Raw genomic sequence first — 20,989 nt, 5'->3', positions numbered from 1 at the left:
TACATTTCTGCTCTCTTACTTATAAACCTTCAAAGTAGAAGCATCATCATCTAAACGTCTCTTCAGATTGCGCTGCTGTCCTGGAGATCCAGGGTTATTGGTAATAAAGTTTTGATCAGCCAAATGCTTGCGGACATCTTCCGCCAAATCCAAAGAGGCTACCTTCATTAGCTTCGCGTTACTTGGTTTGTGACCAGTATCTCTACCGTCGATTTGAACATCCTTGCCTTCTCCTGAAGCCACAAATGAAGCAACGATTTGGGATGTCTTGGTGTCCACAATATTGAAGTCTACGGTCACCTCAAGTGTTACCTGTTGCGAGGTAGATTTTGTACCCGGGATATCTGCCACATTATCTGTGCTAGAAATTTCAGCTAATACGCCATACAGCACATAGTCTGCATCACCAAAATCACCCGCCTTAATACGTTTGACGATATCAAAGAACTCGTCCCCTTGATTGGGCGCAGCTACCGTAGCCTTAGCTTGTACTACTTTATAGCCAGACTTAATTAATAGACCACGAATAGGGTTAGCCAAGTAACGCAATTCGCCATACTCGCTATTGCTTTGATAGCCTGACTTCTTCATGCTTTGGGTGCTTGCACTCGATGAGCTTGAGCCTGGTGTCGCAGCATCAACTACCGGCGCTGGAGGCGCACCTGTGCCAGGGCTTGTAGCCTTTGGATCAGATAAGTCTGTGAACTTCACTGGAAATGCAGATGAATTTGCACCACCCGTAATAGCAGAGGCATTTGCTTTATCGGCATCCACTTCAATTGTCTTTGGTGCAATTGTTGAGGAGATGCTGTTGCCGGTAGTTGTTCTAGTCTCTTCAATAAAGGTTAAGTTCTTGCCCTCTCTTTTGAAGTAGATATCCGTCACAGCAATAGATTTCGAATCAGCCTTGAGGGCCTCGGCATTAATGACTGGATTCTTGGGTGGATCAGCGGGCCTCTGACCAACGATCGCCGATTCCGCACTTGGAGCAGGCGGCTTAGTAGCGCAGCCAGCCAAAAAGGCTATGCCCACACTTGCGCAAGCTAATAAAGTTCTTTTACTTAATTGCATTCAATCCTCTACTGAAATATTTAGCGTATTAGCGCGTTGCAGTCTTACGAATCTCTTTTTCATCAGCCCACTCAAGCAGGCCAGATTCGTTATTAATGAGATTTAAGTTAAAGACGTAATAAACATCTTTTACATCCTTCGTATTCTTCACAATAGAAGCAATCGATCCCTCAATACGATATTGAGCGCCTTGCATATTGCCAGTTTTGGCAATTGTGCTGTTCTTATAAAGGCCTGACTGATTCTGGCGCTTGAGTTCTTCTGTTTGATTTTGCATTTCAGAGACGCTAACGGCAAAACGCACTTGACCACTCTTCATCAGTTGCGTGCGGATCTTATCGGTAATCACGCGCGTATCAATGTATTCAGAAGTCTTATTCTTCACGTCTGCCAAGGTCACAATTGGCGCATCCTTGCTTCCAGAGATTGCTTTGGACTGCAGCAATGATCTTGTCATCGCTTCAGCAATCATCTGCAAATCAGTAGAGCCATAATTAGCATTCACTGTCTCGACAGCTTTGGCATCGCCGTAACGTACTTGTGGTCCTGAGCAAGCAGATAGAGCCGCTACAGATAAAACAATGGCGGATAAATGGATGGTTTTGGTATTCATAGTCATTTTCAATCAGTCCTAATATCTTCAATAAGGTGTTTTATTTGTATTGGTTTAACTCAAAACGAAAGTCAGTGGCATCTGGCGTTGGGGCTATACCCATAATAACGGTCGTCTGACCTTTGCCAACTGTCACAGGCTTCCATGCCTCTTCATCTGTCACTGCCATGCCATTTTTACCAAGCCATTTGAAGCGATACGAAACGAGATTGGATTTACTCTCATTCAAAATCGTCACTTGTGCAGTTAATATGCCATTGCGCACCAGACTTCGCATATCGGTAATTTGAATGCTATCCGTGTCACCCATCCGCACTGTCATGTCCTTCATGGATGGTGTTGAGCTACACGCTGCTAGCGCAAGTGTAGTCAGAAGAATGGCAAGGTACTTATTCATCGAGGTCTTTCCTAATTAAAAAGCTGCTGAAAGCTGTTTAGCAGATTGGGTGGCTCATACGGCTTCACCCCTTCTATATTACCGCTTGCGGGGGTCTCAGAAGGTGTGGGAGTCGAGGTGGGATTGGGGTTTGAGGCTGGGGCTGGAGTTGGCGTCGCTGGCTGAGCTACGGCAGGCGTAGAAACAGTTGCTTTAGTTGCAGTAGGCGCCGGCAACTCTGGAGCAACCTCCTCAGGTTTTGGGTCCTGAAAACTTCCCCATAACTTCTTGAGGCCATCCATAGCACTACCAGAGGGTTGTGATGGCGGCAATATAGATGAAGATGCAGCTGGGGTTGCTACAGGTGTTGCGGCTGGAGTAACAGTCTGACTATTGACAATGGGTACAGGAGCAACCAATTTAGGCGGCAGAGCTGCAGGATCATTTGAGGTGAGCACTGTAGCCTTATTTCTGAACATCCGAATGTAGACCACGTTATACCCACCAACCAAATTAACTGTTTGGGAAGCTGTGACACCAGATGGCAAAGTGTATTTAAGAACAGTGGGGCCAATTGGCAAACCCATTCTGGCCATATACGTTTGTGCTGGCAAAGTTGACCAGTGGCGCACATCGGTCACATTGATCGCCTGCAAACCATATCCCGTGATCATTCCGGCAATAGCCCCAATAAGAGCGGCAGTGCCATTGTTTTGGTTATTCTGATTGCGCTGATTGGCGGCTTGTTGTGCGGCGCGATCTGCCGCATATTGAGCAGCCAGTGATACCAATGCTCTTGAAGAAGCCCTTAAGACATAGGCTGGCATCTCATCACGCAAGTTCTTGCGAGCCATAGCATCAATATTCGCAACCAATTCAGGATTGGCCACCCTATCACCTAACTGAATCAATGAAGGTCTAAAACGCTCAGTAGATTTTTCAATCACAGGAAAAGTTAAGGTGATGAGCTTTGAATTGCCACCGATATTAAATGTTTGGCTAATTTGATAAGGAATAATTTTAGGCATATACCCTGTATCAATCACGATCAAGGTATCAGCAAAAGTTTTTTTACTACGATTAGCAATATTGGAATCTAGCTTAGCAATACTGGTTTTAAAGAAATTGACTTGTGGGCGCAACTCGATTGCAAGGCGATACCCTGGAGCAGCCATGCTAGCCTCACCTTGTGACTCATGAATAAAGCCTGACAAGTAATACGCTGCTGGATTTTGATAAGAGTTCTTGAGGCTACGCGTTTCTTCATCATCCAATAAATTAATTGGATAGCCGCTGATGTTTTCAATGCGACTGGTAGCAGCCTGAGTATTGGGATTGGCTTGCTGCTCACGCTCTACTTTAGATACTGCAGTGACTTTGCTTTGAATGAGCTCTTCAATCACCTTTTCACGCTGCGCCATCTTTTTCGCCTCTACCATGGCGTCATCCCAGCGGCCTTGTGAGAGATGATTTAAAGCTAAGGCCTGACTTAACAAAGTCACTTCATAAGGCTTGGGGTCGTACTCACTACTAAAGCCTTCAGACAAAACATAGGAGCTAGCGCCTGAAAAAGAGCGCCTTAGTTTGTCGCTAGTCGTTAACTCCCAACGACTGACCAATTGGTCGGCAGCCAATAGGTTTTGTGTGCTGCTTGGGATCTGAGAAGGACCCTGTAAGCGCTGCACCTCACCCATCTCCATGTAGTAGAGGGTATTTTTATCCTTGAATGCACCCTGAATGACAGCCGCAGTGTTCTGCAAGTCTCCGTTTTTGAACGGCTCCTTAGATTCATTCATCTTCAATTGCTGAGTCTGCGTTGCGCAGCCAACCAAGAAAGTGACTGTCAGCGCGATACCGAATTTAGAAAAGTCTAATGCTGAAAATTTAAGCAAATTGATAGGTTGGTGAATAGAGTAGAAAAACAATAATGCCTTTATTGAACTGTCATCCATTTAACGCCTGAAAACAGCCTGAAGCTGACATAAAAAGAGTTTATTACTCTAATTTTGCGCCAGATTGCTGCACCACCCTACCCCATTTAGCTGCTTCCGAAGCAATTAACTTGGAAAGGTCCTTGGAGCTGCCAGGGGCTGGATCTAGGCCGCCAGCCAAAAGACGGGATTTAACCTCGGAATTACTCAAGGTGTGGCGCACCATTTGATTCAGTTGCTTTTCAATATGTGAAGGCAAATTCGCTGGTGCCATCAAAGAAAACCAAGAAACCGCTTCAAACCCAGTTAATCCCTGCTCAGCCAGAGTAGGAATTTCTGGGGCAGCTTGAGAGCGCTTGAGAGTGGTTACTCCGAGGGCCTGCACTTCCCCAGCCTTAATTAGGGTCAAAGAGGATGAAAGGTTATCAAATAGCATGGAGATACGGCCGCTTAATAAATCTGGCAACGATTGGGCGCGGCCCTTATAAGGAATGTGACGAATTTGAACGCCGGCCATTTCTTTAAATAACTCACCTGACATATGTAGTGAGGTGCCGACTCCTGATGAGCCAAAAGTCAATTGATCTGGCTTTGCTTTTGCTAACTCAATTAACTCATGAAGATTATTGACGCCCAATTTTTTATTCACAACAAGTACGTTGGGTGTACTAGCTAAAAAACTAATGGGTGTGAAATCTTTTACAGGATCGTAAGAAAGCTTTTCATAAAGAGCGCCATTAATCGCATGAATACCAACAGTACCAATCAGCAAGGTATATCCATCGGGATCACTCTTCGCAACTAGGTCAGCACCAATATTGCCGCCATAACCTGGCTTGTTCTCTACCAATACTGGAACCCCTAAGCTTTGCTGCCAATTTTCAGCGAGTACGCGGGCTAAGATATCTGGTGCGCCGCCTGGAGTAAAGGTGACAATAATTCGAATTGGCTGCTTAGGCCAAGCAGGCTTTACTGCCGATTTAGATTGCGCATGAGCACTGACAATCACTAGCAACCCTAGACAGAAAAGCAGGACATGCTTAAAAGACTTATGGAATTGCATATTTGATGACCGCAGAACTAGACCGAGGGGTCTAAGTTAAAAACCAAAGCGAGAGCGTAGCCACAGCCAACCCTCGTATTTCACGGGGTCATCAGCACAAGGACCGATACCGCATTCCAGCAAGGTGGAAACAAGATTTCCGAATACCAACAAAATGAAAAGAATAACTAAAGTATTTGCGAACCAGGAACGTGAACGCACATCGCGATTAGGCAACATTAACAACACTGCCAAACCCAGCAATAAACCGGTATAGCCAACATAAGCCCAAGTATAGAAATGCAATTCTAAAAAGGTTTTACCAAAGCCTTTGTCGCCCGGCAAAATATGTAAGAACACCTGGCGCAATGAAACCATCATCCCCACTAGGCCACCAATAATGCCCCAGCCATAATGAGAAGAATGCGCACCACAGCGAATATTTAAGACCAATGCAAAACCAATAATCACAAATCCAATGCGTTGCATTAAGCATAGCGGGCAAGGCAACTCACCAAAGTAGATTTGATCTACAAATGCATAGGCCAGCATGCCAACAACAGCCAGCAGCGCAAGTTGATTACCCAACGCGGCTAATGAAGGAAAAGAATGTCTGCTCATAATCGATTACAGACTAATGTTGAGATGGCTATTTGCATGAAAACGAAACCAAACCAACAGGATTCCAATAGTAATTGCCAAAAGTATTAAGCCTGCAAGGCGCTTCTCAAACCAGACCAATACAAGTCCGATAAAAGCCGTCAGGAATGGCAGAAACATATACATAAAGGAATTCTAGCGCAGGAGGGTCTGTGTATGGATAAAAACTCTATTACAGGGCTTGGGAAGTGGTCTTTTCTCGATTTAAGACACTTGCCTTTGATTAGAATAAGCCTATGACTGTCAACTCCACCCCACCCTGCTTGGATTTACAAATCGACGGAAAAATTGCGCGAGTTATCTTTAATAATCCCGCAGCCCGTAATGCACTTACTTGGCCCATGTATGAAGAGCTAAAACAGATTTGCGACTCACTGGCAAAAAACGCCGATATTCGAGTAGTCATTTTTCGGGGAGCGGGAGACAAAGCATTTGTTTCGGGAAGTGATATTCAACAGTTTGTTGAACTCAAAGAGAATGAGGCTTATGAAGTAGCTGTCGATCATATCTTTGCCTCTTTACAACAACTACCTATGCCAACGATTGCCATGATTGAAGGTTTGGCAGTGGGTAGCGGACTTTTAATGGCAACCGCTTGTGACTTTCGAATCTCTACACCCGAAGCGCGTTTTGGTATACCAGTAGCCAAGACCTTGGGTAACTGCCTATCACCAAGCAATCTGTCCTGGCTCGCTACTCACCTTGGCGTACCTACCGTGAAGAAGATGTTACTCACTGCAGAACTTATTAAGGCGCCAGAATTATTGAAGTCAGGTTTTCTGTATCAAACAATAGATGCATCAGAAATAGATGCGGCAACGAATGCGCTGGCGCAAAAACTTTCTTCACTAGCGCCGATCACTCAAAAGGCAAGCAAGCTGGCGTTGGCGCGTCTACTCCAAAGCAACCTGCCTGATTGCACAGACCTCATGCGTGAAACTTACAACAGCAAAGACTTCAGAGAGGGAGTGAACGCCTTCTTAGAGGGTCGTTCACCCCGGTGGATTGGCAAGTAAGTCAGGGCTGCCGCCCTAGCTCTTAGAGTTTAAAAACTCCACTACGATTTTTACAAACTGATCTGGAACCTCAACATGAGGTACATGACCGACATTCTCAATCGGCACCAGTTTTGCATTTGGAATAGCTGCCTGTGCTTTTTTTCCTAACTCCGGAAAGTTACCTAAAGACTTAACAGCCTCCGGCGGTGCAAAGCGACGTCCAAATACAGTGCGATCCTTCTGGCCGATAACCAATAACACCGGCATCTTTAGTTGCGGCAAGTCATTCACCACTGGTTTTTCTGCAATCATCTGATAGGTCAACACAGAAGTCTTTGCATAAGCTGGATAGTCTGGGCCTTTTTGTACTCGTACATACACCTCTACAAATTTTTCGTAACTAGGCTGCCAAACCGGAAAATAGGTTTGTAGAAAACGACGGTAGCTAGTTTCTGTTTGCGCCATTTCTAACTTAAGAAGATCTTCATTCTTCTGCGGAGGAATATCTTTGCTGTAATCCTCAAGACCCAGCGGATTCTCTAGGACCAACTTTTGCACTGTTTGAGGATATAGGCGTGCGAAACGAACGCCAACCATTCCACCCATTGAGTTAGCAATAACTGATACCCGTTGGATATTGAGAGACTTTAATAAAGCCTGAGTATTGGCAGCTAAATCATCAAAGTGATAAGCCACATCAGGCTTAGAGGACTTGCCAAAGCCAATCTGATCTGGCGCAATTACCCGGTAACCCGCCTTAGATAGCCCAGCAATCGTTGGCGCCCAATAGTCGCTAGAAAAGTTCTTGCCATGAAACAAAACCACCACACCCTTTTGCTTGCCCAAACCAGCAACATCCATATACATCATGCTGGCTGGTTGCCCTTGTAAAGAAGTCTTAAATTCCTTTAAGGGATAGGGATATGGCCACTTACTTAAGCGCAAATCTAATGGGGCTGCATCAGCATAGAGACTGGCTGGAGGAGTAGGCTTACTAGCTTGCTCATTATGAGCGCAGGAAACAAGAAGCAAGGACAGCGCTCCCGCTGAACATATGAAGCCTATTTTCTTAAGCAAACTATTCATCAAGCAAACCCCTTTTGAATTTAGATAACTTTTGTCTTTAAATTAGGTAAGCCCGCAACGCTACCTTCAAGCACATCGCCTTTTTTCACAGGGCCTACTCCTGCTGGCGTGCCTGAGAAAATGAGGTCTCCCGGCTCCAAAGTAAACAGAGTGGAAAGATAAGCAATCGTATCGGGTACGTTCCAAATCAGTTGGTTGAGATCGCCTTCTTGACGAACTTCGCCATTCACTAATAGTTTGACTAAACCTTTAGCTGGATGCCCACACTGGCTGGCTGGAGTAATCTCACCACAAGGTGCAGATTGATCGAACGCTTTGCCGGTATCCCATGGGCGACCCATCTTCTTTGCTTCGCCTTGCAGATCGCGCCTAGTCATATCCAAACCAACACCATAACCATAGACATGCTCAAGCGCTTTATCTGCGGGAATATTTGCACCGCCCTTGCCAATCGCTACGACCATTTCAATTTCGTGATGAACATCATTTGATAAGTTGGGATAAGCCATATCTTTACCATCAGTCACAATGGAATTGGCGGGCTTCATAAAAAAGAATGGCGGCTCACGATCTGGATCATGACCCATTTCACGAGCGTGATCAGCATAGTTACGGCCAACACAATAAATGCGATTGACTGCAAAGCGACGGGTATCTCCCGTTACCGGCAACGAAACTACCGCTGGGGGATCAATCACAAATGCTGAGCACATAAAAACCTTTCTATGAATTTTGCTAAATGAGTGTTTTATTTCTGATGAGTAGAAGTATGGCGCAATTTCAATAACAAGATACTGAGAGCCAGGGCAAAGGTCAATGCATTTGCCATGATCAGTGGCCACTTCTCAATAATGAGGCCATAGATGAGCCACAAGCCCACGCCAACTGTAAACAAGGAATACATCCCTAGCGATATACCCGATAGATCCTTGGTTCGCCAAGAGCGAATCGCCTGAGGCAGAAAGGCAATCGTAGTTAAGAATGCAGCGCAATAACCAATAATCTCAATTTGATGGGGCTCTAAGGTCATTTAGTCATTGCAGTTAGGGTAATTTATGTTCATCCTCAGTATTACTCTATCTCACCGACAATCAGTTAATGCTTTTTCATACCCGCTTTGCGTGCTTCAACTTCTTTATTGATGGCGGCGATTGTTTTAGCGTCGGGTGATTTCCAATTACCGCCTGAGTTATTCACCATATAGACCAAAGCATCTGCAAAGCCTTGAATGCTGAGATTAGGATTGCCGCCTTTAGGGGGCATGGATCGAACGCCATAGTAGGCATGAGCAGTGAGTTCTACTTGCCCCTCGGCAATTAAAGGTGCCCACTTAGCCTTATCACCAAATTTAGGGGCATTCAAAACACCCGTACCGTGGCAATTGGCGCAGACTTGTTTATAAGTGCTCTCACCAGATTGCGCGTTAGCAATTTGTAAAAACGTAGCGCCGAATAAACAAGGCAAGATAAAGATAAAGGACTTTAAGCGCATCAGGGCACCCTCTTAGTAAATGGATGACTAAGAATGTATCTCAAATTACAGAGATCTGCCTACACCCAATAAAACAATCAGGCTAGGCCGAGGGCGCTAGCAATCTGATAGGTGATAAATGCAGCAATATAGGCCAATCCAAAAAGATAGCTCAACATAATGACGGGAATCTTCCAACCCCCCGTCTCCCGCTTGACTGCTGCAATAGTAGATAGGCACTGAGGGGCAAATACAAACCAAGCCAATAAAGAAAGTGCAGTAGCAAGAGACCAGCCACTGGAAATCAAAGGAATCAAGGCATCTGCTGCATCCGCACTTGAGCTGGACAATGCGTATACCGTTGCCAAAGAACTCACCACAACCTCTCGAGCTGCCATACCAGGAACCAGGGCAATGCTGATTTGCCAGTTAAACCCAATTGGCGAGAACACATAAGCTAAGGCTTGGCCTAACATACCAGCAAAACTATATTGAATAGGCGACCCTGTTGCACCCTCCGGAGGCAATGGGAAACTAGACAACACCCACAAACCAATTGTCATTACCAGAATAATGCCGCCGACGCGACGCAAGAATATTTCTGCGCGTTGCCATAAGCTGATTGCCAAATTACTTAAGCGTGGCATGTGATAGCTAGGTAACTCCATCATCAGCGCGTTCATCTTAAATTGCTCACTCGTAAAGCGCTTCAGAATCCAGGCAACCGCCATCGCCCCCAAGATTCCAGCAAGATAGAGCAAGAACAAAACTAAGCCCTGCAGATCAATACCAGCCCAGAGCTTTTGCTCTGGAATAAACGCGGATATTAATAGCGCATAAACCGGCAAGCGCGCAGAACACGTCATCATCGGCGCAATCAGAATGGTCACCATACGATCACGCGAATTCGAGATACTTCTGGTGGCCATGATTCCTGGGATTGCACAAGCAAAGCTCGAGAGCAGCGGAATAAATGATCTACCAGAAAGACCAACCGATCCCATCACTCTATCCAAGAGATACGCGGCTCTTGGAAGATAGCCAGATTCTTCCAGTAACAGAATAAAGAAGAACAAAATCAGAATTTGCGGCAAGAAGATCACCACGCCACCTAAGCCAGCCAAAATTCCGTTGATCAATAAACTACGCAACCAACCATTAGGGAGCAATTCAGCAATATGGCCACCAAGGTATTCGACTGCATCCTTAATGAGATCCATCGGTACAGTCGCCCAACTAAAGACCGCCTGGAAAATGCAAAAGAGTAAAACCACCAAAATAATGGGGCCAAGAACTGGGTGAAGCAATACTGCATCGAGGCGATCGCTTAACTGGTCGGGAATGATGCGATCTAACTTCAAGTTTTGCAGAATCTTTTGCACTTGCACATTGTCCGATTCGGTATGCGCAATATGAGAAGCCACATTCTCCATAGTGGCATCACCTGTGCCAGAACGGAGACCATCTAAATTTCGCCAATCGAGATTGGACAGAAACTGTTTAATCTCATCAGCACCATTGGATTGAATGCCAATACTGGTAAGCACAGGCAGGCCCAGCTCATTTGATAGCGCAGCAGTATCTATTTGCAAGCCTTGACGCTTGGCGATATCGAGCATATTGAGCACTACGACGCAAGGCAAGCCAAGACGCTTTGCAGCCAATACCAAGCGTAAGTTACGGCGCAAATTAATTGCACTTAATACGCAGATCACTAAATCAGGGCGCTTCTCCCCTTCCGCCCTACCAAGCAATACATTGCAAGTTACCCGCTCATCAAGTGATCTTGGATACAGGCTATATGCACCCGGTAAATCAAGAACGCGAATATTTTTTTCTGAGTCTAGGGTCAGACGCCCTTCTTTGCGCTCAACAGTAACGCCAGAATAATTAGCCACCTTTTGGCGACTACCAGTCAATAAATTAAATAGCGCTGTTTTGCCGCAATTGGGATTACCCAAAAGCGCTACGAGTGGCTCACTAGAAAAAAAGTGGACTTTGGATTCAGACATGCTGCAAAGATTCAACCAAAATCATGCGCGCTTCCGATTGGCGTAAAGCAAAAGTTGAAGCGCCTACGCGAACCATATATGGACCCTTACCAAGCAAACCTTTGCGCAATACAGTGACTTGCTCACCAGGTAGAAAGCCAATGTCTTCTAATTGCCCTTTAATTTGGGGCGCACCTTTGGGCACGTCCACCTCAGTAACGCGATAAAGACTGCCTAAGTCGACTTGGTCTAAATTCATTAAATATGCTGTTTAGCTTGTTTAAAGCCCATTATAGCGACAAATGAGAATGAATATCATTCGTTTAAAGGGCTGACTATCTGGCAATAATGCCTCTTTTGAGGCGCCTAAGGCTTGATCCAGAACAAATGGTGGGGGATTAATATGCCCTTCAGTGGTTAAGGTGTGCTGTAACCATATTTTTGTAAGATAGCTTTTGCTTTAGGCCCCTGCATAAAACGATACAGGTCCTGCGCCTCTTGAGGTGCGCCTTTAATCAGCACCATCCGCTGCTTAATAGGCTCATACATTTTTGTATCAACCGCCACATAACTCGTTTGCTTTAACAGTTCCGGCGACCTTGCTAATGAAAATGCAGTAAAGCCAAGATCAGCGGCGCCACTAGCTACATACGTAGTGGCGGATCCAATATTATCGGCATAAACAAGCTTGTATTTTGCGAGATCCCATAGACCTTCCGCTTTTAAATACTGAACAGCTGCCCTGCCATAGGGTGCAAGTTCAGGCTTAGCAATTGCTACCTTATTGGCCTTACTAATTGCCTTAGCAATGTCCGACTTACTATCCAACAAATAAATACCAGAAGATGTTTTGGTGATGATGACTAACTTACCAATGGCGTACACCGAGCCATCATCCACTGTCTTGCCATTTTTAAAGAGTTCAAGTGGAAACTGCTCATCAGCCGCAATAAATAAGCTGAAAGGTGCTCCATTCATAATTTGCGCAGCGAAATTACCGGATGAGCCGTAAACCACTCTCATCTCAGGCTTACCAGTAGATTTAAATTCAGCGGCAATCTCCGCAAAAGCATCTTTCATATTGGCTGCAACAGCAATAGTGGCAACCTGTGCGAATACGCTACCGGTAAAGGCAAAGAATACTGCGAGGAGGATAAAGATCCGCTTGGTCATGTCGAATCCATTCTAGTGGATTCATTGGTCCTTAGAAAACTATAGCCAATCCTGAATTTGCCTATTGAGACTGACCGCTTTATATCCCGGTGTTTCACCGGAGGCACTTCGAATCTTGCGTATCAACTTAGAAGATGCTGACTGAGCAGCCATCTCCTTATGCATAGCCACAAAGAAAATCTCATCCTTGAGAGGCACAAATCCAAGGCCGTTTTCTAGAGCTATATTCTTCACCCCTAAGCCCACATCAGCCTTACCTGCAAGAATCGCATTGGCTACGGCTGAATGGGTAAATTCCTCATGGAGATAGCCATTAATATCTGAGGGGTCGATTCCCTCCTCCATCAATAGGTTATCCAACAACAAACGAGTGCCGGAGCCGATTTGGCGATTGATAAAGCGTACTTTTTTGCCAATTAAATCCTCAACCGAACGAATTTGAAGTGGATTTCCCTTTTTCACTATCAAGCCTTGAATACGCTTCATCACAGGATAGATTTCAATATTGTTTTTTGATAGGCGCTGATAAATTGCTTTTGAGTTATCTTGATCAGAGACATGATAGCCAGCAATATGCGCTTCGTTACTGAGAAGCCTCTCAAGAGATTCGCCTGAACCTGCAATTTTGAGTTCAAGCCCCTGAATTTCTCCAGCTGCCTTTTGAATAACTGAATCACTGCTGGAGAAAAATTTCCAGCGCACGCTTTCTGACTTTTGTATTTTCTTAATTTCTTTTAACAACCTATCGTGATACTGGGCATCATGCTTTAAGTGCTCAGCCTGCATATCTTCAATAAACTGAATTAAAAAAGTTCCAAATTCAGTCAACTCGGAACCATGACCCTTAGTCCGAATAATCAGCGGCATACCTAATTCAGCTTCGACTTGATTGAGCTTGCCCCACGCTCCTCTATAGGAAGTGCCTGATTTTTTACTAGCAACCACCAGGGAGCTTCCCTGACCGATGTCTTTGAGCAGCTGAGCGAGCCAAATCAGATCGACAGAAGCCCTTCCATCGACCTTGGTATTAACAATCAACGTGGGGCGGACTTCAATTTGCATATGTAATTGTTTGCATATTCATTAAGTATTAATGTATGCGATCATATCCTTTTAATCAACCCTTTCGAGTGCAAATATGAAAAAAATGTTCCGGAGACTATTCCTTGCTACCCTCGTAGCCCTATCCATTCCTGCAGCACAGGTTTATGCGCAGGAGAAAAGCATTGTGGTTTCATCCACCACCTCCACTGAGCAATCAGGCCTATTCAATTACATGCTGCCCATCTTTAAGATGAAAACTGGCATCGAAGTCAAAGTGGTGGCAGTAGGAACTGGCCAGGCTCTAGATATTGGTCGACGTGGCGATGCTGATGTCGTGTTTGTTCACGATAAAGTAGCTGAAGAAAAATTTGTTGAGGAAGGTTTCTCAACAAAACGATATGAAGTGATGTACAACGACTTCGTCCTCATTGGACCTAAGTCAGATCCAGCGAAAATTGCTGGCGGCAAAGATATTCAAGTAGCACTTCAAAAAATTGCTGCTGCACAAGCACCATTTGTATCTCGCGCTGATAAGAGTGGTACTCATGCGGCTGAATTGCGTTACTGGAAAGGTGCTGGCGTTTCAGTCTCTCCCGGTCCATCTTGGTATAAAGAAACTGGCTCCGGCATGGGACCTGCCCTGAACACTGCATCCGCAATGAATGGCTACATCTTGGCTGACCGTGGTACTTGGCTCAGCTTCAAGAATCGTGGCGATCTCGCAATTTTGGTTCAAGGCGATCCAAAGCTATTTAATCAATACGGTGTGATGCTAGTAAACCCAGCTAAGTTTCCTCATGTGAAAAAGGTACAAGGTCAGGAGTTTATTGATTGGCTCATCTCCAAGAATGGTCAAGACGTGATTGCTAGCTACAAGATTGATGGCGAGCAATTGTTCTTCCCTAATGCTAAGAAGTAATCAGCATGAAAAATAAGAAGCCCTTCATTACCCTAAAGAGCCTAATGGCCAGTGTTGCCCTTAGCGTAGGACTGCAAACTGTTATGGCACAAAACAATCCTATAAAACCTGAAGCAATTTATGGGCAAGGTAGCCAAAGTTTTAAATTGGCTACTGGCAGCCCTGGGGAGCTAGGGCTTCTTCAAGCGCTTGGAGAAGCGTTTGATAAAAAAGAAGGTGCTCGTCTAGTTTGGATTAAAGCAGGTAGCGGTGCCTCACTAAACCTTCTTAAAACTGGGCAAGTCGACATGATCATGGTGCATGCCCCTGATGCAGTGAACAAGGCCATTGCAGATGGTTGGGCCACTAACCGAACGCTGATTGGCTCCAATGAGTTTTATATTGTTGGCCCAAAGAATGATCCTGCAAATATCAAAACTGCAAATAGCGGTGCTGATGCCTATTCCAAGATAGCCAAAGCGAAAGCAAACTTTATTTCTAGGGGTGACAAATCAGGCACCCACCAAAAAGAGATGGAAATCTGGAAAAAGGCAGATGTAACACCAGAAGGTAGCTGGTATATCGTTACCAATGACTTTATGACAGCCTCCCTCAAAAAGGCGAATGCAGAGAATGCTTATTTCATGACAGATAGCAGTACCTGGGTTGCCGAGAAAGATGTGGCGCCCAATCTGCAGATTCTTTATCGTGGCGATAAGTTCCTAGTAAACACTTACGATGCCTTGGCTGCACCCGCTGGCAGCACTCAGAATCGCGAAATTGCCGTGAAATTCATTCAATTTGTTGCCTCAGATGAAGGTCAGGCCATCATTCGGAACTACGGAAAATCAAAATACAAAGAGGCTCTTTATAATGATGCTGCATATGCAAAGCAATACGTTCATTAGGAGAAATCATGGAACTGAAAGTCAAACTTAGCGCTCGTAATACCCTAAACGGAAAAGTAGTCGAGCTCAAAATGGGTCAAACCACTTCTCATGTCAAGCTAGATATCGGCGGTGGACATATTGTGACTGCCTCCATTACCAATGAAGCGGTTGACGAACTTAACCTCAAGGTTGGTGATCAAGCTTGGGCTGTTATCAAAGCCTCTGATGTCATGATCGCCAAAAGCGCGTAAATCAAACCTGCATTAAGTAAAAAAAAGCCCGCGTTAGCGGGCTTTTTTGTTACTGGCGTACCGCCCAGATAATTCAATACTGCGACATCTTTATTTCTTTGGTGTTACAAAGCCGATAGCTGTGTCGTCAATGAACTCAATCATCACGTCATCACCAGCTTTAAATTTCTCAAGACCGAGAACAGCTTGATCTACTTTAACTTTTTGCTTCTCACCACTAGGCATCGTAAAAGTCACGATACGTGTCTTTTGATCAATTGTTGAAATCTTTACGGTCGCATATACAGTATCTGTAGTCTCTTCAAATGGCTTAGCAGAACCTTTACCCGCCACTACCACTGAGCGCACACCAGATACGCCAGGTTTTTGATCTTTACCAACAGCTGTCAAGCCAACAGCAATCGCTTGAGCATGCTCAACCAAGAATACGTCGCCCTTTTTAACCTTATCCAAATCATTAACAGATTTAGCAACATTCATCTGCGCCAAATTACCGTTAGCATCTTTCAATACAACGATGCGCTTCTTTGCGTCTACTGAATCAACAGTAGCACTCAAAACTACAACGTCAGCTGCCAAAGGCATCATTTTTGCAGGGAGTTGCGCAAACACCGAGCTTGCAAGGGTAACGCCTGCTGCTGCAAATAAACCAGCCAATAAAGATTTCTTCAAGATAACTCCTAATGAGTAAAAGGTTTCAGAGGGGCCCAATACAGAGCCACAATTCATTGTAACCATGGAATGAACCGTTTTTAGTGCGGCAGCGAACTATCTGCCACCCTCACTTCTTTGGTAAATTGAGCGGGAAATCAAAATAAAGGCGTGAGTGATCTTGGAAATACTGCTGAAATCATGGAAAGAGGCTGAAGCAAACGCCTTTTTGGTGCGCCAGGAAGTTTTTATCCTAGAGCAAGGCGTTCCAGCCGAGCTTGAATTGGACGAGTTTGATTCGTCAGCAACCCATGTCCTAGCCTATCAAGACGCGCACTGTATTGGCACAGGAAGACTTGTGAATTTAAGCGCTAAGCAGGCTCAAATTGGACGTATGGCAGTCTTAGCCAAATTCAGAGGAAAAGGCGTAGGGAAGCAAATCCTGCAAAAGCTAGTAGATCTAGCCGCCTCTCAGGGGGTGCGGGAGATCATCTTGCATTCCCAAGTCAGCGCAATCCCTTTCTATGAAAAACTGGGTTTTCAAGCTCAGGGGGGCGTCTATGATGAGGCCGGAATTCCACATCGTAATATGATGCTCACATTAGCAAACTCAGATTAATAAGCAATGACTACTAACACCACTTCAGCCCCTTCAACTTTTACTTACGTTCATCGAGTTTGCTATTCCGATACGGATGCTGCTGGTTTTGTGTATCACGGTCGCTATTTGGAAATTTTTGAACGTAGTCGTGCAGAGTGGCTTTCCCAACGAGGCTTAAGCCCTACCAAGCTTGCAAATGAGTTCACCATGGTCATGCCCTTACGTGAGCTCACCATGAACTTCTATAAGCCAGGACGTCTGGATGATTTGCTTTACATAGACCAAGTGATTGAGCACCGTGGCCGTACACAAGTGACTGTTAAGCAGACGGCGCAAAGAAAGCTTCCTGATAGCGAAGAGTTCCAAGTAATTGCTAGCGCTGTCTTGCATATCGTCTGCGTTGATACCAATACTCTCAAACCCAAAGCTTGGCCTGATTGTGTATTTCAAGATGAGTAATGCATCTAATGGAACAAACCATGTCTGACGGAAAGCTACTGACCTTCGTAAAAAAGCTTAGCCTACTGCTTGAGCAAAAGCCAAGTGAGGCTGTGATTTTTACTAATGGAAAAAAATTACTTGAGAATCTCATTGCCATAGATGATTGGCTTCCCGATGAATTTACTAAGCCCCACCCCCAGTATTACCAGCAATATCTTTTATATGCAGACCCCCTAGATCGCTTCTCAGTTGTGAGCTTTGTTTGGGGCCCCGGACAAAAAACACCCGTTCATAATCACACCGTCTGGGGAATGGTTGGTCAATTGCGCGGCCAAGAAAAAGGTACGCCTTACTATCGACAAGCTAATGGCGAATTTAAACCTGGTGAATCCTGCGTTAGCCCACCAGGACATGTAGATACAGTCTCGCCCGCTACCCATGATATTCACGTAGTGGAAAACAATATGAGTGACCAGACTTCAATCAGCATTCATGTCTATGGCGGCAATATTGGACGCATTCATCGCTCCGTATTTGACCCTGTCACTGGAGCAGAAAAATCTTTTGTCTCCGGCTACGCCAATTCCGTCGTACCAAACCTCTGGAATCCAGCTTAATCAGGTAATTCTCGAGCTTTTGGGTCGATGACTTAAAATAGAGGCTCTTACTGCAAACGCACTGGCGTGGCAGCTCACCCCATTGACCGGGATAGTCGATTTTTAAGTACGTTGAATACGGGTCAATACTTTATTGGCCCCTATGCTATTTACAGATCTTGGTTTATCAGAACCCATTCTTCGCGCTATTGCCGAAGAAGGCTATACCAGCCCCACACCGATTCAAGCTAAATCGATTCCTGCCGTTTTAAAAGGTGGCGATCTATTAGCTGCAGCACAAACTGGTACAGGCAAAACCGCCGGCTTTACTCTTCCAATTCTGCAGCGTTTAACTTCAAGCAAGGCAAGTTCAGGCAAGCGCTTATTGCGCGTTTTAATTCTGACGCCTACTCGCGAATTAGCTGCCCAAGTCCAAGAGTCTGTCGTGACCTATGGCAAATACACCGGCTTGAAGTCGACAGTAATTTTTGGCGGGGTTGGCGCCAATCCACAAATTAAAGCGATTGCTGGTGGTCTCGATATTTTGGTTGCGACGCCAGGACGCCTATTGGATTTAATGTCACAAAATTGCGTATCTCTTAAAGATATTGAAATATTAGTTCTCGATGAAGCGGATCGCATGCTCGACATGGGCTTCTTACGGGACATTAAGAAAATCTTAGCCGCGCTACCAAAGCAACGTCAGAATCTTCTCTTCTCAGCAACCTTCTCTACCGAGATCAAAGCACTGGCTGATGGATTACTAAATGCACCGGAGTTGATTGAGGTAGCTCGCAGCAATAGCACCAACGAGGCAATCGCCCAACTCATACATCCAGTAGATAGAACCAAGAAGCATCCATTATTAGCCCATCTCATTAAGAGCAACGACTGGCAGCAAGTGCTGGTCTTTACTCGTACCAAGCATGGCGCTAACAAATTAGTAACGCAGCTAGAAAAAGATGGCATTACTAGTATGGCTATTCATGGCAATAAGAGCCAATCCGCCCGCACGAAAGCATTGGCCGACTTCAAGGCAGGTAAGTTAACAGCCTTAGTTGCTACCGATATTGCAGCACGCGGAATTGATATTGACCAACTACCCCATGTTGTTAACTACGATCTACCGAACGTCTCTGAAGATTATGTACACCGTATTGGACGTACAGGACGTGCAGGATCAAACGGCGTAGCAGTATCTTTAGTATGCGTTGATGAACATCAGATGCTGAGAGATATTGAAAAACTGATTAAGCAAAAACTACCGCAGGAAGTGATTGCAGGTTTTGAGCCTGATCCGAATGCAGTGGCACAACCCATTCAGCTGCGTAGTCAACAACATCAGCAATCCAGAAAGCCAAGACCTGCTGGTGCCGGTGGTGCCCCAACTAAAAAGACTCCAGCAAAGCGCGGTAGCCCACCTAAAAGAAGCTTTAACCGTTAATTGATTAGATAAAATATCTTTATACATTTAAGTATTAGCCTCATTCAACCCTTTTATTAATTTTTACCAACATGACTACATCACGCCGCTCAGCTATCAAAACAATTATTGGTGCATTTGCTGTTCCTACACTCAGCCCAATCACATCAGTCCTTGCTCAATCCTCATCCGAGTGGACCACCTATGAGATCGTGACTGAAGTTAATCTTGAGTCTCCCAATGGAACTGCGGAAACCTGGATTCCATTGCCATTAATTTTGGATACAAACTACTTCAAAACATTAGCCATCCGCCCTGAAGCTAGCGACCCTAAAGCTGTTAATCAAATTTATGAAACGCCAAATAAACAAGCTCGTATGCTTTGGACTAAGTGGGACAAATCCGCGAACAACCATTCTGTAAAAGTATCGATGCTGGTGAGCACTCGAAATCGCAACCTAGATTTTTCCTCACCAAATCCAGCCCTCAAACTCTCCAAAGAAGAGCAACGCTTTTGGACCCGTGGTACAAAATACCTCCCTACTGATGGCATCGTAAAAGCAAAAGCTCAAGAATGTATCGCCAACTTACCAGCCAATGCGTCTGATGTTGATAAAGCTAAAGCCATCTATAACTGGGTAGTGGATAACACACACCGCAATCCTAAAACCCGCGGCTGCGGGCAAGGTGATGTCAAGCTCATGCTTGAAACCAATAACCTTGGTGGCAAGTGCGCAGACATTAATGCCGTATTTGTAGCGCTTGCACGAGCAGCAGGCTTGCCAGCGCGTGATGTGTACGGAATTCGTATTGCCGACTCTGCTCGCGGCTACAAGAGTTTGGGTAAAGGTGGTGACATCACCAAGGCACAACACTGTCGTGCCGAGTTTTATGCCTCAGGCTTTGGCTGGGTTCCAGTAGATCCAGCAGATGTGCGCAAAGTCATTCTTGAGGAAACTGGTGGCTTAGCGGTTACTGATCCAAAGGTCATTGCTATTCGCGATTACCTCTTTGGAAATTGGGAAATGAACTGGATGGCCTATAACTATGACCATGACCTTACCCTCCCTGGTTCTGCCCTAGGTAAGAAAGGTGAGATTCCATTCTTAATGTATCCACAAGCTGAAAACACCGAAGGTCGCTTTGACTCACTCGACCCGGATAACTTCAAATACAAAATTACCAGCAGACGCATTGGTTAATTTATTAGCAAAACCCGTAATGTTGTTATTTATGTCTAAGCCAGTTCGAGAACTTGTTCTTGTTCTGGCTTTTTCTTTGCTTACGCTTACTAGCTACTCAGTCAAAGCAGAATGGCGGCCTGCAACTCAACTTGGACTGTCGCAAGTAGCGCCATCCCTTGAGCTCAATAACCTTTCCGGCAAATCGGTCGATATAGCCAAGCTCAAAGGTAAAGTTGTTGTAGTGAACTTTTGGGCAAGCTGGTGCGAACCCTGCCGAGAAGAATTTGAAGAATTAATTCAGCTACAAGAAAACTATGGTCCCAAAGGGCTTGTTGTTTTAGCTGTGAACCTTGCTGAAATGAAGCCGCGCATTATGCAGTTTCTAAAAGGAAATGGCTTTTCAGAAAATAGCATTGAAATATTGCTTGATCGCAATAGCATCACCTATAAATCCTGGAGGGCTCGTGGCTTACCAACCACTTTTCTTATCAGTAGAGGCGGGAAAGTCGAGGGGGTATGGATCGGCGCTATCGAAAACATAGACAGCAATGAAGTTAAAGGGAAAATAGAAACCCTTCTTCGTCAGTAAACAACACTTC

The 20,989-nt window shown here is 45.1% G+C and carries 26 protein-coding genes; 10 read left to right on the top strand and 16 right to left on the bottom strand.

Going from position 1 to position 20,989, the window contains the following annotated elements; translation table 11 throughout:
* Positions 1-15: 15 nt before the first annotated feature.
* From ICN10_RS07920 to ICN10_RS07890, 7 genes are all read right to left on the bottom strand, one after another.
* The gene (locus ICN10_RS07920) at positions 16-1,071 is read right to left on the bottom strand and encodes a hypothetical protein (RefSeq protein WP_216214406.1); all 1,056 of its coding nucleotides are present in this window, start codon (positions 1,069-1,071) and stop codon (positions 16-18) included.
* Positions 1,072-1,099: 28 nt separating this feature from the next.
* Positions 1,100-1,690 carry a penicillin-binding protein activator LpoB gene (gene lpoB, locus ICN10_RS07915; RefSeq protein ID WP_216214402.1) on the bottom strand — a complete coding sequence of 197 codons (591 nt, stop codon included), beginning with the start codon at positions 1,688-1,690 and terminating at the stop codon, positions 1,100-1,102.
* Positions 1,691-1,724: 34 nt separating this feature from the next.
* Positions 1,725-2,081, bottom strand: coding sequence for a YcfL family protein (locus tag ICN10_RS07910; protein WP_216214399.1), 357 nt, complete (start codon positions 2,079-2,081; stop codon positions 1,725-1,727).
* An 11-nt stretch (positions 2,082-2,092) separates the two neighbouring features.
* Positions 2,093-3,952: a COG3014 family protein gene (locus tag ICN10_RS07905; protein WP_255536838.1), complete on the bottom strand. Its 1,860-nt coding sequence runs from the start codon at positions 3,950-3,952 to the stop codon at positions 2,093-2,095.
* 103 nt (positions 3,953-4,055) lie between these two features.
* On the bottom strand, positions 4,056-5,054 hold the full coding sequence (locus tag ICN10_RS07900; protein ID WP_216214397.1) for a tripartite tricarboxylate transporter substrate binding protein: 999 nt from the start codon (positions 5,052-5,054) through the stop codon (positions 4,056-4,058).
* A gap of 36 nt (positions 5,055-5,090) precedes the next feature.
* Complete coding sequence (locus ICN10_RS07895) at positions 5,091-5,654, bottom strand: disulfide bond formation protein B (RefSeq protein WP_216214395.1); 564 nt, start codon at positions 5,652-5,654, stop codon at positions 5,091-5,093.
* Between the two features lie 6 nt (positions 5,655-5,660).
* Positions 5,661-5,819 carry a DUF5993 family protein gene (locus ICN10_RS07890; RefSeq protein WP_216187565.1) on the bottom strand — a complete coding sequence of 53 codons (159 nt, stop codon included), beginning with the start codon at positions 5,817-5,819 and terminating at the stop codon, positions 5,661-5,663.
* Between the two features lie 110 nt (positions 5,820-5,929).
* On the opposite strand from ICN10_RS07890, the gene ICN10_RS07885 reads away from it, so the two are divergent.
* Positions 5,930-6,709, top strand: coding sequence for an enoyl-CoA hydratase/isomerase family protein (locus tag ICN10_RS07885; RefSeq protein WP_216214393.1), 780 nt, complete (start codon positions 5,930-5,932; stop codon positions 6,707-6,709).
* 15 nt (positions 6,710-6,724) lie between these two features.
* Here the strand turns inward: ICN10_RS07885 and ICN10_RS07880 are convergent, their stop codons facing one another.
* The 8 genes from ICN10_RS07880 to ICN10_RS07845 all read right to left on the bottom strand — a co-directional run bounded on the left by ICN10_RS07880 (position 6,725) and on the right by ICN10_RS07845 (position 13,473).
* Entirely contained in the window at positions 6,725-7,777 is a 1,053-nt protein-coding gene (locus ICN10_RS07880) for an alpha/beta fold hydrolase (RefSeq protein WP_216214390.1), read from the bottom strand.
* A gap of 20 nt (positions 7,778-7,797) precedes the next feature.
* Positions 7,798-8,490, bottom strand: a complete 693-nt coding sequence (locus ICN10_RS07875; protein WP_216214388.1) for a fumarylacetoacetate hydrolase family protein — start codon at positions 8,488-8,490, stop codon at positions 7,798-7,800.
* A gap of 35 nt (positions 8,491-8,525) precedes the next feature.
* A complete protein-coding gene (locus ICN10_RS07870; RefSeq protein WP_068321027.1) occupies positions 8,526-8,807 on the bottom strand; it encodes a SemiSWEET transporter in 282 nt (93 codons plus the stop codon).
* A gap of 65 nt (positions 8,808-8,872) precedes the next feature.
* Positions 8,873-9,268 (bottom strand): cytochrome c5 family protein, encoded by a 396-nt coding sequence (locus ICN10_RS07865; RefSeq protein ID WP_216214386.1) that lies wholly within the window; start codon positions 9,266-9,268, stop codon positions 8,873-8,875.
* Between the two features lie 77 nt (positions 9,269-9,345).
* A complete protein-coding gene (locus ICN10_RS07860) occupies positions 9,346-11,259 on the bottom strand; it encodes a ferrous iron transporter B (RefSeq protein ID WP_216214384.1) in 1,914 nt (637 codons plus the stop codon).
* The gene (locus tag ICN10_RS07855) at positions 11,252-11,497 is read right to left on the bottom strand and encodes a FeoA family protein (RefSeq protein WP_068321020.1); all 246 of its coding nucleotides are present in this window, start codon (positions 11,495-11,497) and stop codon (positions 11,252-11,254) included. The genes ICN10_RS07860 and ICN10_RS07855 overlap by 8 nt, the downstream gene beginning before the upstream one ends.
* A 158-nt stretch (positions 11,498-11,655) precedes the next feature.
* Positions 11,656-12,411, bottom strand: coding sequence for a molybdate ABC transporter substrate-binding protein (modA, locus tag ICN10_RS07850; protein WP_216214382.1), 756 nt, complete (start codon positions 12,409-12,411; stop codon positions 11,656-11,658).
* A gap of 39 nt (positions 12,412-12,450) precedes the next feature.
* Positions 12,451-13,473 carry a substrate-binding domain-containing protein gene (locus ICN10_RS07845; protein ID WP_216214380.1) on the bottom strand — a complete coding sequence of 341 codons (1,023 nt, stop codon included), beginning with the start codon at positions 13,471-13,473 and terminating at the stop codon, positions 12,451-12,453.
* An 85-nt stretch (positions 13,474-13,558) separates the two neighbouring features.
* On the opposite strand from ICN10_RS07845, the gene ICN10_RS07840 reads away from it, so the two are divergent.
* Genes ICN10_RS07840 through ICN10_RS07830 form a run of 3 tightly spaced genes read left to right on the top strand, consistent with a single transcriptional unit; the run spans position 13,559 to position 15,494 of the window.
* Positions 13,559-14,374, top strand: a complete 816-nt coding sequence (locus ICN10_RS07840) for a substrate-binding domain-containing protein (protein ID WP_216215275.1) — start codon at positions 13,559-13,561, stop codon at positions 14,372-14,374.
* Positions 14,375-14,379: 5 nt separating this feature from the next.
* Positions 14,380-15,261 (top strand): substrate-binding domain-containing protein, encoded by an 882-nt coding sequence (locus ICN10_RS07835; RefSeq protein WP_216214378.1) that lies wholly within the window; start codon positions 14,380-14,382, stop codon positions 15,259-15,261.
* Between the two features lie 8 nt (positions 15,262-15,269).
* A complete protein-coding gene (locus ICN10_RS07830; protein ID WP_215348965.1) occupies positions 15,270-15,494 on the top strand; it encodes a molybdopterin-binding protein in 225 nt (74 codons plus the stop codon).
* A 90-nt stretch (positions 15,495-15,584) separates the two neighbouring features.
* Here ICN10_RS07830 and ICN10_RS07825 read toward each other — a convergent pair whose 3' ends face one another.
* Positions 15,585-16,166: a hypothetical protein gene (locus ICN10_RS07825; protein ID WP_255536837.1), complete on the bottom strand. Its 582-nt coding sequence runs from the start codon at positions 16,164-16,166 to the stop codon at positions 15,585-15,587.
* A 154-nt stretch (positions 16,167-16,320) separates the two neighbouring features.
* On the opposite strand from ICN10_RS07825, the gene ICN10_RS07820 reads away from it, so the two are divergent.
* The 6 genes from ICN10_RS07820 (at position 16,321) to ICN10_RS07795 (ending at position 20,979) form a co-directional block, all read left to right on the top strand.
* Complete coding sequence (locus ICN10_RS07820) at positions 16,321-16,764, top strand: GNAT family N-acetyltransferase (RefSeq protein ID WP_216214376.1); 444 nt, start codon at positions 16,321-16,323, stop codon at positions 16,762-16,764.
* A gap of 6 nt (positions 16,765-16,770) precedes the next feature.
* The gene (locus ICN10_RS07815) at positions 16,771-17,205 is read left to right on the top strand and encodes a YbgC/FadM family acyl-CoA thioesterase (protein ID WP_216214374.1); all 435 of its coding nucleotides are present in this window, start codon (positions 16,771-16,773) and stop codon (positions 17,203-17,205) included.
* A gap of 20 nt (positions 17,206-17,225) precedes the next feature.
* Positions 17,226-17,804, top strand: coding sequence for a hypothetical protein (locus ICN10_RS07810; RefSeq protein ID WP_216214372.1), 579 nt, complete (start codon positions 17,226-17,228; stop codon positions 17,802-17,804).
* 142 nt (positions 17,805-17,946) lie between these two features.
* Entirely contained in the window at positions 17,947-19,227 is a 1,281-nt protein-coding gene (locus tag ICN10_RS07805) for a DEAD/DEAH box helicase (protein WP_216214370.1), read from the top strand.
* Between the two features lie 71 nt (positions 19,228-19,298).
* On the top strand, positions 19,299-20,408 hold the full coding sequence (locus ICN10_RS07800) for a transglutaminase family protein (protein WP_216214368.1): 1,110 nt from the start codon (positions 19,299-19,301) through the stop codon (positions 20,406-20,408).
* 19 nt (positions 20,409-20,427) lie between these two features.
* A complete protein-coding gene (locus tag ICN10_RS07795) occupies positions 20,428-20,979 on the top strand; it encodes a TlpA disulfide reductase family protein (protein WP_216214367.1) in 552 nt (183 codons plus the stop codon).
* Positions 20,980-20,989 lie beyond the last annotated feature (10 nt).

Origin of the sequence: Polynucleobacter sp. 86C-FISCH (assembly GCF_018882415.1) — a bacterium.
GTDB lineage: Bacteria > Pseudomonadota > Gammaproteobacteria > Burkholderiales > Burkholderiaceae > Polynucleobacter.
This window is presented reverse-complemented; position numbering and strand designations above follow the sequence as displayed.